This window comes from Bradyrhizobium sp. (genome assembly GCF_049581145.1).
GTDB lineage: Bacteria > Pseudomonadota > Alphaproteobacteria > Rhizobiales > Xanthobacteraceae > Bradyrhizobium.
Genome location: NZ_JBAURI010000770.1, coordinates 1 through 13006 on the forward strand (window position 1 = coordinate 1; position 13006 = coordinate 13006).

Genomic DNA, 13006 nt, shown 5'->3' on the forward strand with positions numbered 1-13006 from the left:
CACCTGTCGGGCATGGCGCTGAACGGCGAGCTGAAAGCCCTCGGTGCGCGTCTGGTCGAAACCGCGGTCACCGCGCCGGACTATAAACTCTACGCGCTGCCCGGCGCACCGGCGCGACCGGGCATGCTGCGCGTCGAGGCGGGCCAGGGATCGCCGATCGAACTCGAAGTGTGGACGCTCTCGGCCGCCTCCTTCGGCCAGTTCGTCGCCGCGGTGCCGGCGCCTTTGACCATCGGCACGATACGCCTGGCCCATGGCGGCAGCGTCAAGGGCTTCCTGGTCGAGGCCGCCGGCATCGAAGACGCCCGCGATATTTCCGCGTTCGGCGGCTGGCGCGCGTATGTGGCGCGGGCTGCGGCAGAATGAACGGCGTCGTAGGCCGGACGCGTCGTCGCGGTGCTCGCGGGCGGATTCACGTCAACGCAGGTTGACGGCATACCGCATTGCAGCGGGCGAGATGGAATCGTGGAAACGCAGCATGAACAAAAGCGCAAGCGTGCTCACCGGCATCGAGGCAATCGGGCGAAGATGGTGGGCACGGCGCAAAGAACGTCTTTGCCCCCGCCCTTGCGCACCGACGTCTCACGTGCAGCGCGGTGAAGAGAGCGTTACACCGAGACCGCGTAGAGTTCGTATTCGTCGCGCACCAGCTCGATATGGGCGCGCATGGCGGTGGCGGCGCCAACCTTGTCACCGCGCATGATCGCGACCACGACGCGATCGTGTTCGGCCTGCGACTTGGCGAGCCGCCCGAGATTGCGGAACTGGGCGCGACGGAATGGCTGCACCCGCACCCGCGTCGCCAGCGTCATCTCGGCGATATAGGCGTTTTGCGAGCCGGCATAGATCGTGTTGTGAAAGCGTTCGTTGACCTCGTGGAACCGATCGGGATTGCCGGCATAGCTCAGCAGGCGCAACTCCTCATGCACCGCTTCCAGCCGGTTGCGCTCGACAGGCGACATCCGCTCCGCTGCCAAGCCCGAGCAGATGGCTTCGAGCTCGGCCATCGCTTCGAACATGCCGGTCAGTCGCTCGAACGAAGGCCGCGCCACCACCGCGCCGCGATGGGCGCGCGCCTCGACCAATCCGCTCGCAACCAGCTGGCGCAGCGCCTCGCGCACCGGGGTGCGTGAGACGTTGAAACGCCGCGCGATCTCGGTTTCGTCCAACGGCGCCCCGGGCGGCAACACGCCGCGCACGATCTCATCGGCGAGTTGCAGCCGCAATTCCTCGGCGCGGGTCGTCTTCTCCATCGAGGGGGAAGCGCGATCGACGCGCCGAACCCCCGCGTCGTCGGGGCCTGCGAGCCGTTGCGGTGCCTTGGCCGGAAGATCGTCGAGACTCATGTCGTCAAAACCCTGTCGTCAGGCTCTTGGGCTCGTCGATGATGCTGACATGAGCGGCGACGATTCTCCAACCCCCGACAAAGCGGACCCAGGTCTGCATCTGTCGCCCGACCTTGCCCGGAGCCGAGTCGCGATAAAACAGCGTCGAGGCCACCGCCGCGTCACGACCATAGGTTGTGATCAGAGTCCGCGCCGTCCGGCGCATCAGGCCCGCCGGCGAGCGTGCCGCGCGAAACGCCGTGACCTCCGTGTAGCCATAGAGGTTCTCGGCGATGCCGTAGCGCAGCGTGCGCGCATCCTCGTGGAACAGCTGATCGAGCACGGTCACATCGTTCGACACCAGCGCCTCCTCGTAGCGGGCGAACTGCGCGGTTACTTCGGCGAGCACGTCGGGCAGGTCGATGTCCATCTCTTGTAAAACCTCGCTTATAAGCCCCGTCTCACGAAATTTTTGGCGGTGCCGCCGCGGCGACGCCCATTTTTTCCAGCGCATGAGCGATGCGCAGCGCGACGTCCTCGCGCCACGGTGCGGCGATGATCTGCACGCCGATCGGCATCGGCTGAAGCGGAATCGGGACCGCGACCACCGGAAGCCCGATCAACGAGATCGGCTGGGTGTGGATGCCGATATTGGCGCGCACCGGCAGCTCGACGCCGCCGAGCACGAATGTCGCCTGCCCGAGTTTTGGTGCGATGCACGGCGTCGCCGGTGCGATGATGGCGTCAACCGTCTTGAACAGTTCCAGCACCTGCGCGCGATACCAGCGGCGGAATTTCTGTGCGCGATCGACCAGCGGTGCTGGAATCATCGCGCCCGCCAGCAGGCGGTCGCGCACCGCGGGATCGAAATCGTCTGGACGCCGGCGCAGGCGATCGAGATGCAGCGACGCGCCCTCGGTCGTGGTGATGACATAGGCGGCGGCGCGGGCCCGCGCGGCTTCCGGGAGCTCGACCGTCTGCGTGAGCTGCAGTGCGGCCGCGACCCGCGCGACGGCTTCACTGGCTTCGGCAAACAGATTCTGCTGGAAATAGCCGCCGGCGACGGCTACGCGCAGGCCGCCGATGTGGTCCGCTAGCTGCGGCGTCACCGGCTCAAGCGCACGCGGGCTGCAGCCGGCATCGTCCGGGTCGGGCCCCTGCATCACGTCATAGGCCAGCGCGAGATCGCCGACCGAGCGCGCCAACGGGCCGAGATGATCCAGACTGGCGACAAAGGGAAACGATCGCGCCCGCGACAGCCGTCCATAGGTCGGCTTCAAGCCGAAGATGCCGCAGAACGAGGACGGCACCCGGATCGAGCCGTTGGTGTCCGATCCCAGCGCGATCGGCACCAGTCCGCCGCCGACCGCGCTGCCGGAGCCGCCGGAGGAGCCGCCGCTCATCCGCGTCGGATCGTGCGGATTGCGCGAGGCGCCGTCATGGATGTTCTCGCCGGTGAAATCGTAGGCGTACTCGCCCATGTTGAGCGCGCCGACCAGCACGGCGCCCGCCGCCTCCATCCGCTCGATCAGCGTGGCATCGCGCCTTGCCGGCGGCAGATCGCGATTGATCTTCGATCCGGCGCGGGTCGACAGCCCCGCGACGTCGAACAGGTTCTTGACTGCGAAGGGAACGCCGGCGAGCGGGCCGACCGTCTTCCCCGCCGCGACCGCGGCATCCACCGCGCGCGCTTTGGCGCGAGCGCGCTCGGCGGTGACGTCGGTGAAGGCATTGAGGATGGGATCGCGCACCTTGATCCGCGCCAACGCCGCTTCGGTCACCGCGAGCGCCGACAGCTTGCCGGCGGCGACTGCCTTGGCGATGTCGACGGCCGCCGATCCCTCCGCGCCCGAGTCAGAACTCATGGCTTGGGCTCATGGCGCACTCAGGCTGTGAAGACACTGGCCGGCTCGGTCTCGTCGGGCAGCGGAAACTCGTCGACCAGCCGCGCCAGGCGCAGCGATACGTCGAGATTGGCCCGCACCATCGGCTTCCAGCTCTCCTCGATCGGCAACGCCAGCGCTTGCGCGACGGCGTCGATATAGGCATCCAGCGGATCGGCAGCCATCGGTCTCCCATCGGCTCGTTCAAAGTCAGGGGGCAACAGCCCATACCTGGGGCATCCATCGCAAGGTTTGTGCCAAACTTAGTCAGACCTTGCCGCCCAGCTAAGCCAATGAACGTACTGCCGAATATCTCGGATGGACCAACCGACCTGCATACAAGCAGCGCTCCCTGCTCAATCCGAGTGCAGACGGCTTGGCGTCCGATGCATCGCCGACCAATGGCGCACCAGTGCGATCGCCGTCAGTCCGGCCAAATCAATTCCTGCAATTGATAGAGATCATCGGCCTTGGACTGCCAGCCCTCGATGCAAATGTGCCGGTTGGGGTCGCTGGCGCGATGCAGCAGAAGCAGCGCCATCAGCCGGCGCTTCAGGGTGAAATCGATCGCAGCCTTCGCATACCCGAATCCCTCGAAAAGGCTTTGGACGCGACGCGGCATGCCGGCGCTCATGAAGGCGCTCGGGCCGAGCAGATCGTATTCGCACCAGCCGGTCAGCACGTCGCCGAAATCGATCAATCCCGAGAGCCGCCACGCGCCGTCCTGACAACTCAGCAAAAAATTCTGCGGGATGTATTCTCCGGTCAGGATCGCCGGCGGCGCATCGAGGGGAATGAGTTCGGCTGCGTCGCGCAGCAGATCGTCCAGCCCGCTCAGGAATTTCTGCGGCAATCCGAGACGCTCGTGCCGTGCCCGGCAGCCTTCGATCTGCCCGCGCATGAACACGTCCCATCGCGGCTCGATGTCGCGCAACTCGTCCGGCGGAACGCGCTGCACGGCCGCGATCGTCTCCCCGAGCTCCGCCAGCACGCGCTCCTTCTGGTGTTCCGGCAGGCCGGGCCACGCCTGCGCGCCCAGCATGCCGGGCAGACGCGTGATAACGAGATAGGGCCATTGATCGCGCTCCCCCTCGCAGACGATGCCGGGGATCGCAACATCAAGCCGTCCATGCAGCCGCGCCAGCGCGGCCCGCTCCGACATGAATTGCGCGCGCAGCAGGGGTGGAAAGATCTTCAGGATGAAGCGATCATCGAGCCCGACGACAAGATTGGTGCCGGTCGCAAACACCTCGGGCGTCGCGCAGGCGAGACCGTGACTGCGGGCGATATCGAGCGCCAGCGGCAGCCATTGCGACGGCTCGCGGCGCCATGCCCGAAACGCCTCGGAACTCACAAAATCCGGCAGTGCCTGCATGGTCGCCCGATGACTCCCGATCGAAGCGACGGGTCGTCATGCGGCTAGTGCACCGACAAGGGCGGATGAGGGATCGCCGTCAAGAGCTCCCGCGTATAGGCGTCCTGCGGATCGCCCAGCACGCGTTCCGCCGTCCCCTGCTCGACGATGCGCCCACTTCGCATCACGATGACCCGATCGCACAACAGGCGTACCACATTCAGATCATGCGACACGAATAAATAGCTCATCCCCATCGATTGCTTGAGCTCCTGCAACAGATTCAGCACCACCGCCTGGACCGAAACATCGAGCGCCGCGGTCGGCTCGTCGAGAATGACCAGCTTCGGATGCAGCGCGATGGCGCGCGCGATGCCGACGCGGGCCTTCTGTCCGCCCGACAATTGATGCGGAAACCGGTCCAGCAGGTTGACTGGCAGGCCGACCAGGCCGGCGAGCTCCTCGCAGCGGGCGCGCAACGCATCGCGCCCACTGACATCGCCCAGCCGCAGAAGCGGGTCGGCAATCGCGCGCGCCGCGGTGAAGCGCGGATTGAGGCTGTCGGTCGGATCCTGGAACACCATCTGGATGCTCTTGCGCTGCGGCAGCCGCGCAAAGCCATTCGGCGGGATCTCGCCGATATCACAGCCGTCGAAACTGATGCGGCCCGAAGTCTGGCCCAACAGCCGCATCACCATCATCGACGTCGTCGACTTGCCGCAGCCGGATTCGCCGACCAGGCCAACGCTCTCGCCATGGCCGACGGAGAAGCTGATGCCGTCGACGGCGCGGAAGATGGCGGCCTCCACCGGCGGCTTGCGGCCGAACAGCCGGCCAAGCGTCGCGGTCGCGCCCTGGCGCGGATATTCCTTGACCAGCTTTTCGACGAGCAGGAGGGGTTGCTCCTGCTCGTCACCCGCGGGCTTGACCCGGGCGTCCATCGCATTTGGCGGGTTGTTTGAAGATCGATGGATGGCCGGCCGCAGGCGAGCGGAAGCGACCCCGTGCTGCGGATTGCCATGCGCGGCCATGACGGATGATGCGCGGGGAGAGGTGGTGGCGGGCGAGGTCGGAGCAGGCGCCCCCGCGTCCTCCTCCGGCAGCAGATCGCGCAGGGAGATGCCGAGCCGCGGCGTCGCGCGCATCAGCTTCTTGGTATAGGGATGTTGCGGCCTGGCGAAGATGTCAGCCGAAAGCGCGGTTTCGACCACGCGGCCTTTTTCCATCACCACCACGCGATCGCAGTAGGCCGCGGCCAGGCCGAGATCGTGCGTGATCAGGATCGTCGACATATTGCGCCGTCGGGTCAGTTCGACGACCAGATCCATCACCGCCTTCTGTGTCGTGACGTCGAGGCCGGTGGTCGGCTCGTCCGCGATCAGCAACTGCGGATCGCAGGCCAACGCCAGCGCGATCACGACGCGCTGGCACATGCCGCCGGACAATTCGAACGGAAAAGCGTGATAGCGCTCGCGTGGCCGCGCGATCCTGACCTGCTCCAGTGCTTCGATCGCCCGCTCGCCGACTTTCGCGCGGTCGGCCTGGACATGCTGCAGCAGCACGTCCTCGATCTGGCGGCCGATCTTGCGGATCGGATTAAGCGCCAGTCGCGGGCTCTGGAAGATCATCGATATCTCGCGGCCGCGCAGGTCGCGCATCTGATCTTCGGTCGCATTGCGCACATCGGTGCCGGAAAACATCACCGAGCCCTCGGCGATCCGGCCGGCGCGGTCGAGAATCCGCATCACCGCATAGGAGGTGACCGATTTGCCGGAGCCGGATTCGCCGACGATGCCGAGCGTCTCGCCCTTGGCGACGGAAATGTCGACATGCTGCACCGCCTTGACGATGCCGCGCCGGGTGGCGAATTCCACGGTCAGATCGCGAACATCGAGCAGCGGCTGTGCGGTCATCTTTACGTCCTTCGCTGCGGGTCGACCAGGTCGCGCAGGCCGTCACCCAGCAGGTTGAAGCAGAACACCGCAATCATCAGCGCGCCGCCGGGGAAGAACGCGATCCACCATTCGCCGGAGATGATGTTGGTGGCGCCTTCCGCGACCATGATGCCCCATTCCGGAGTCGGCGGCTTGACGCCGAGGCCGATGAACGACAGGCCGGCGGCATTGAGGATCGCATAGCCCATGGTCAGCGAGACCTGCACCATCATGATCGGCATGATGTTGGGCAGGATCTGCGTCAGCACGATGCGCAGATCGCTGTTGCCGGACAGCCGCGCCGCCTGCACGAAGCCGGCGTCGCGCCTCACATTGGCTTCGGCGCGGGCGACCCGGACATAGAGCGGAAAATTGATGATCGCGGTGGCGATCACGATGTTGGTGACGGTGTTGCCGAGCGCCGCGACGATGCCCATCGCCAGCACGAACAGCGGGAACGCCATGATGGTGTCGGAGACGCGGCCGATGATGCGGTCGGTCCAGCCGCCGAAGAAGCCCGCCGCGACGCCGGCGAGCCCGCCGATGACGAGAACCAGCGCTACCGAGGTGATCGCGATGACGAAATCGAGGCGGGTGGCGACCAGCACGCGGCTGAAGACGTCGCGGCCCAACAGATCGGTGCCGAACCAATGGTGCAACGAGGGCGGCTGCAGGGTCGCGGAGGTGTCGCTGGACAGCGGATCATATGGCGCCAGATCAGGGCCGAGCAGCGCGCCCAGCGCGATCGCGACGAACAGCGCAAAGGACAGCCCGGTCACCGGATTTTCCGCCATGATGTAGCAGGCGTGGCGAAAAATCGAGTTGGCCGGCGGTTTGGGCTGGATTTCGGGCTGAACCTCGGGCAGCGGCGCGGCGCCCACACTGGCTTCGGTCATGCCTCGAGCCTCACGCGCGGATCGATCACGCCATAGAGCAGGTCGATCAGGAGATTGAGCACGACGTACAAGACCGCCATGGTCAGTACGAAACCCTGCACCGGCGCGAAGTCGGATTGCAGCAGCGCCTCCACCGCGTAGGAGCCGATGCCCGGCCAGGCGAACACTTTTTCCACCAGCACATTGGCGCCGAGCAGGAATGAGAACACCATGCCGAGCGTCGTCACCACGGGCAACATCGCATTGCGGAACGCATAGGTGAGAATCACGGTGCGGCTACTGAGCCCGCTGGCGCGGGCCGTTCGAATGAATTCGGACGACAACACCGCCAGCATCGAGGCACGCGTCATGCGCGTGATCGGCGCCAGCGAGAACACAGCCAGCGTCGCGGCCGGCAGGATCAACTGGCCAAGCGCGGCCCGGAAGGTTTCGAGGTCACCGGTGACCAGGCTGTCGATCAGATAGAAGCCGGTGATGTCGGGCGGCGCGGTGGCGAACGCATCGAGCCGGCCGATCGGCGCCGGCGACCAGCCGAGCTGAAAATAGAAGATGTAGACCAGCAATAGCCCGGTGAAGAACACCGGCAGCGAGACACCTGCGGTCGCGACCATTCGGCACAGATGGTCGATCAGCGACCCCTGCTTCACGGCGGCGAAAATCCCGAGCGGCACCGCGATCACGATCGCAAGGAACAGTCCCGACAGCGTCAGCTCCGCCGAGGCCGGCAGCCGGCTCGAGAGTTCGGTCGCAACCGGGCGGCCGGTGGACAGCGAATTGCCGAAATTGCCGTGGGCGAGATCATTGACATAGCGGGCGAACTGGTCGGGCAGCGGCCGGTCGAGCCCGAGGGATTTGCGGATCTCGGCGATCGATTGCGGCGTGGCGGCGGGGCCTGCGAAATACACCGCCGGATCACCCGGCAACACGCGGGTGAGCAGGAACGTGACGATCACGACGCCGATCAGGGTCGGGATGACGGTCACCAGACGCTTCGCGATCATCACCATGGTCTGCGCGTCCCCAAATCCTAAAAGCGCATGTCGACAAACCGGGCGCGCGCCGTCGGCGGCGCAGACCCTCGCACCCAGCATCACGCCTTGACGATGGAGCGGTAATCGAGCTGCCGGTGGAACCAATAGACGTAGCCGGAAATGTTCTTCTGCGTCGCGACGTTCAAAAGCGGCTGGAACAGCGGAATGCGCGGCACGTCTTCATAGGCCTTGGAAATGAAGCCCTCGACATCCCTGGCATAGGTCTCCTTGTCGCCGACGGCTGCGGCTGCGCTCGCGCCGTTGATCAGCCTGTCCATGTCCGCGTTGACGTAGCTCGATGTGTTGAAGATCGCGTTCTGGCCGGAATAGCACCAGAAGAAGAAGTATTCGGGATAGTCGAGCCAGCCGGAGAAGAAGTTGACCATCAGCGGCATCGACTTCTTCGCCATTTCGCTGCGCCAGTTGGCGCCCGGCACCTTGTTGATGGTGGTCTTGATGCCGATCTGGCCGAGGCTCTCCTGCACCAGCACGGCGATCGGCTCGCACACGTCACCGGCGCCGAGATCGAAGGAGATCGTGGTGTCGATACCCGATACGCCGCTCTCGGCCATCAGCGCCTTGGCTTTCGTCATGTCGTTGACATAACCGGTTCTGGCCGGCCAGGCGATGTCGGTCACGGTATTGGACGGTCCGCCGAACAGTGGAATGGCGAGGCCAAACATCGCCGCATCCATGATCTTCTGATACGGCAACGCATAGGCCACCGCCTGACGGACCTTTGGGTTGTCGAACGGCGGGTTCTTCACGTTCAGCTCGACGGAATACATTCCGTTGCCGATCGGATTGGAGATGATGACGAGCTTGCCCTCCTTCTTCATCTCCGAGGTGTCCTTGCTGGACAGATCGAAGGAGATGTCGGCATCGCCGCGCTCCATCAAAGCGCGGCGATTGCCTTGTGACGGAATGGTGCGCCAGATCACCTTCCTGAGCTGCGGCAGCTTGCCGCCGACCCATTGGTCGTTGCGCTCATAGACCACTTCGACGCCGGGCTTCCAACTCGTCACCTTGTAGGCGCCGCTGCCGGCGGAATTGCTCTTGGTGTAGTCGAGCGCCCAGGGATCCTTCTCGGTCGCCTTGCTTTTCAGAAGCCCGGAGTTGTAGATGCCGGGCACGATCACGGCGAGATCGGGAATCGTCAGGCGGTCCTTTTTGGTGAAGTCGATGCGGACGGTTGAGTCATCGACGACGACGAACTGTTCCTTGCTCTCCAGTGCGCCGGCTTTCATCTGCACCGTGGGGAAGCCGCCGACCGAGACCGAACGATCCAGCGACCATTTGACGTCGTTCGCCGTGACCGCGGTGCCGTCGTGGAATTTCGCATTCTTCTTCAGTTTGAAGGTGACCGACATGTCGCCGACATTCATGTCGTCGGCGAGTTCGGGTTTGAACTTGTCGCGATCATAGGACAGCGTGCCATCCGGCAGTGTCTTGGTCTCGTGCGTGATCAGGCGGTCGTAGCAGTTCCACGAGGCCTCATAGCCCGAACGGTTGGTGCCGACGCCGTGGATGTCGAGATTGTTGGGACCGTTTTCGGTGACGACCAGAAGCGTCTCCGAGCGGGCGTCCGCCTTGGCGGGGGACCAGAGGGCTGGCGCCGGCACCATGGCGCCGGCAGCCAGTCCGGAGACGGATTTCAGAAAATCGCGGCGCTTCATTGTCATGCTCCAACGCGAATGGCAGTGGGACAACCGCAAGCTTCGTGCCAACCCTGACCGAGGCATTAAAAAAGCACAAGCCACTGATAATACTAGGATAATATTCGAGACGCGCCCTGCACAGCCAGCGCGATTGCATACAAAGAGTCGACTTTGCTCATTATGAGTGCAGATAACCGCCAGCGGGCGGTGCCGAAACAAGCCGACCGGAACTCCCTCGGCAGGTTACCGGTCCGGGCTTGCGCGTTCGAACTGGCGCAGCAGCCGATTGCCGCGCTCGACGGCGGAATCGAGCGCGGCCTGCGCGGACTTCTTGCCCGCGAATGCCTGCTCCAGCTCATCGTCGATCGCGTCGCGGATCAGGACGAAGGACCCGAGCCGGAGCCCGCGCGAATTTTCGGTCGGCGGCTTCAGCGTGATCTGCTCGATCGAGATCGCTGCGCCGGGATTGCGGTCGTAGAAACCCTGCGCGCGGGTCAATTCATAGGCCGCGCGGGTGATCGGCAAATAGCCGGTGTTCTGATGCCAGGCGGCCTGCACGTCGGGCTTCGACAGATAGGCGAAGAATTTCGCCACGCCTTTGTATTCGGCCTCCGGCCGGTCCCGCAGCACCCACAGCGTCGCTCCGCCGATCGTGGTGTTTTGCGGCGCGCCCGGAACATCGGGCCAATACGGCATCATGCCGTAACCGACCTCGAATTTCGAATTGGCCTTGATGTCGGCCCGGGTCGCCGAGGAGCCGATGAAGATGCCGCACTCGCCGTTCTGGAAACGCGGCTCGGCGGTTTGCCCGCGGCCGCTATAGTCGAAGATCCTGCTGGTCTGCCATTGCGCGAGCTGGGCTATGTGGCGCACCACCACCTTGTTGTTGAAATTGAGGACCGCATCCAGCCCGGCGAAGCCGTTGGCCTTGGTTGCGATCGGCAGATCATGAAATGCGGAGAAATTCTCGACATGGATCCAGGACGGCCACGAGGTGGTAAAGCCGCACACCGCGCCGTAATCGCGCAGGCGCTTCGCGTCCACCCCGACCTCGGGCCAGGTCTTTGGCGGCCTTTCCGGATCGAGGCCGGCGGCGCGGAACAGGTTCTTGTTGTAGTACAGGATCGGCGTCGATGCGTTGAACGGAAACGACAGCAGATTGCCGTCGACATCGGCATAGTAGCCGGTCACGACGGGAAGATAGGCGGACGGCGAAAAGGCTTCGCGTTCGTCCCGCATCAACTCATAGACCGGATAGATCGCGCCCTTTGCGGCCATCATGGTCGCGGTGCCGATCTCGTTGACCTGCACGATCGCGGGCTGGGTGTGGGAACGAAACGCGAAGACCGCCGCCGTCACGGTTTCGGTGTAGCTGCCCTTGTAGCTCGGAACGATCCGGTACTCGGTTTGCGACGCGTTGAAATCGGCGGCGAGTCTTTCGACCTGTTTGCCGAGCTCGCCCGACATGGCATGCCACCACATGATGTCGGTAGCCGCAATTGCCGGGGAGCCAGAGCCGACCGCACCGAGCACAGCCAAAAGTTGCAATGACCTGACTAACGATTTCACTGCCGAACCAGTCTTGCGTCAAACCAAACCACGACCTCACGAAGCCAAAAACGCTGCCGTCCCGCATATTCTCGCCGCAGCAAGCGCGAGATCCACGGTCCTGCTCTATTGCCGCGCGTTCGCACCCGCACCATTGACGACAATCCGGCCGTCAGCACAATAGCCGGAATTGGCGAGCCCGCACAAAAAGGCATTGAACCTTTTCTCACCTTCGGCGACTTCAGGATCAAGGGGAAGACGTTGTCAGTGTGCCGCGCCGAGCTTTCGCGGGCCGTAACTCTCGTTGTCGCACCGTTCCTGACGGTGGCCGCGACGAGAGCTTTGGCGCGCGGAATCCCGGCGGACGAACTCCACGCCGAATGGCTGCAGATCCGGGTGATCGGCTCGTACCAAGTCGGCGAGAAAGAGGAAACGATCGAGCAGCCCCGGGTCGACATGACCGATCCCAACCGGACCAACGCGGCGCCGAGCGCAGTTTCCGGCTGGCGATGCCGTTCATGTTGCGCCCCACGGCCCATCTGCAGCAGGCGCTGCACAGCGTGGTCGGCAAAGGCATCCTGGGCAGCTCCGAACCCTGCGATGTCCGCCGCAATGGACACGAATTGCCGGACAGCGCAACGCGATCGGGCAGGGGCCGGGCTGACCGCGCGTCTCTACAAGGTGGAGTGAGTTGGTGTTGACTGCGCACGCGCGACGTGAAAGTGCGGAACGGCCGGCTACTCTGGCCGCGCAGGCCCGCGCGCGGGTCGTCGGGTTGTTGCGCGCCGTCCCGATCCGCTGGCGCATCCTCTCGATCGCAGCGCTCAACTCCGCGGTGGTCGTGGTGCTCGCGGTAATGATCTGGAACGGCGCCAAGGTGCTGCGCTCGGCCTGGGAGGACGTGCGCCAGGTACGCGAGTCCGACCAGATTCTGGCGCTGCTCGAGAGTGAAACCAGCCGGCTGCAAAACCTGATCCATCGCTACATCAACCAGCCGAGTCCGGAATTGTTCGCCGAGATCCTGCTGTTGCGCGAGGCTGTGCTCGGCACGCTGACCACGCGCGCCTCCACCGATCCGATGCTGTCGGGATCGGTCGATGAGCTCGAACGCGTGACCGTGCGCTTCCTCGACGGGTTCGGCGAGCTGCGCACGGTGCAGGCGACCATTAAAAAGACCTATGAGGAGCAGGTGCTGTCGCCCGCCAAGGACATGGCGGGGCTCTATTCGATCATCGAAGGCGCGACCGGCCATCGCGACGCGCTGATCTGGCCGGCGCTCGGAAAATCCCGCGAGGCGTTTACTGGGATGCTGGTTGCCGCCAATTCCTATTACCTTTCGCTGGCGAGCGCGTCCGCGGAAGACGCGCGCCGCAACAC

12 protein-coding genes and 1 pseudogene are annotated in these 13006 nt (G+C 64.6%); 3 read left to right on the forward strand and 10 right to left on the reverse strand.

Annotated features, from left to right (window positions below):
* The coding region (locus WCB02_RS25360; protein ID WP_423962507.1) for an allophanate hydrolase-related protein at positions 1 to 366 on the forward strand (366 nt) is incomplete at its 5' end.
* A 242-nt stretch (positions 367 to 608) separates the two neighbouring features.
* Here WCB02_RS25360 and WCB02_RS25365 read toward each other — a convergent pair.
* The 10 genes from WCB02_RS25365 to ugpB all read right to left on the reverse strand — a co-directional run bounded on the left by WCB02_RS25365 (position 609) and on the right by ugpB (position 11629).
* Positions 609 to 1346, reverse strand: a complete 738-nt coding sequence (locus tag WCB02_RS25365) for a GntR family transcriptional regulator (RefSeq protein ID WP_423962508.1) — start codon at positions 1344 to 1346, stop codon at positions 609 to 611.
* A 4-nt stretch (positions 1347 to 1350) separates the two neighbouring features.
* Entirely contained in the window at positions 1351 to 1755 is a 405-nt protein-coding gene (gene hpxZ, locus WCB02_RS25370) for an oxalurate catabolism protein HpxZ (protein WP_423962509.1), read from the reverse strand.
* 31 nt (positions 1756 to 1786) lie between these two features.
* Positions 1787 to 3190: an AtzE family amidohydrolase gene (locus tag WCB02_RS25375; RefSeq protein ID WP_423962510.1), complete on the reverse strand. Its 1404-nt coding sequence runs from the start codon at positions 3188 to 3190 to the stop codon at positions 1787 to 1789.
* Positions 3191 to 3210: 20 nt separating this feature from the next.
* Positions 3211 to 3393, reverse strand: coding sequence for a DUF4089 domain-containing protein (locus WCB02_RS25380; RefSeq protein ID WP_423962511.1), 183 nt, complete (start codon positions 3391 to 3393; stop codon positions 3211 to 3213).
* A 239-nt stretch (positions 3394 to 3632) separates the two neighbouring features.
* Entirely contained in the window at positions 3633 to 4583 is a 951-nt protein-coding gene (locus tag WCB02_RS25385; protein WP_423962512.1) for an aminoglycoside phosphotransferase family protein, read from the reverse strand.
* A 44-nt stretch (positions 4584 to 4627) separates the two neighbouring features.
* The gene (locus WCB02_RS25390) at positions 4628 to 6475 is read right to left on the reverse strand and encodes a dipeptide ABC transporter ATP-binding protein (protein WP_423962513.1); all 1848 of its coding nucleotides are present in this window, start codon (positions 6473 to 6475) and stop codon (positions 4628 to 4630) included.
* Between the two features lie 2 nt (positions 6476 to 6477).
* Entirely contained in the window at positions 6478 to 7392 is a 915-nt protein-coding gene (locus WCB02_RS25395; protein WP_423962514.1) for an ABC transporter permease, read from the reverse strand.
* Entirely contained in the window at positions 7389 to 8399 is a 1011-nt protein-coding gene (locus WCB02_RS25400; protein WP_423962515.1) for an ABC transporter permease, read from the reverse strand. The genes WCB02_RS25395 and WCB02_RS25400 overlap by 4 nt, the downstream gene beginning before the upstream one ends.
* Before the next feature lie 83 nt (positions 8400 to 8482).
* Complete coding sequence (locus WCB02_RS25405; RefSeq protein ID WP_423962516.1) at positions 8483 to 10099, reverse strand: ABC transporter substrate-binding protein; 1617 nt, start codon at positions 10097 to 10099, stop codon at positions 8483 to 8485.
* A 225-nt stretch (positions 10100 to 10324) separates the two neighbouring features.
* Positions 10325 to 11629, reverse strand: coding sequence for a sn-glycerol-3-phosphate ABC transporter substrate-binding protein UgpB (gene ugpB / locus WCB02_RS25410; RefSeq protein ID WP_423962517.1), 1305 nt, complete (start codon positions 11627 to 11629; stop codon positions 10325 to 10327).
* A 129-nt stretch (positions 11630 to 11758) separates the two neighbouring features.
* Between ugpB and WCB02_RS25415 the strand changes: the two genes are divergently transcribed.
* The gene (locus tag WCB02_RS25415) at positions 11759 to 12319 is read left to right on the forward strand and encodes a hypothetical protein (protein WP_423962518.1); all 561 of its coding nucleotides are present in this window, start codon (positions 11759 to 11761) and stop codon (positions 12317 to 12319) included.
* A gap of 52 nt (positions 12320 to 12371) precedes the next feature.
* Positions 12372 to 13006, forward strand: a pseudogene (locus WCB02_RS25420) (histidine kinase); the annotation flags it as partial.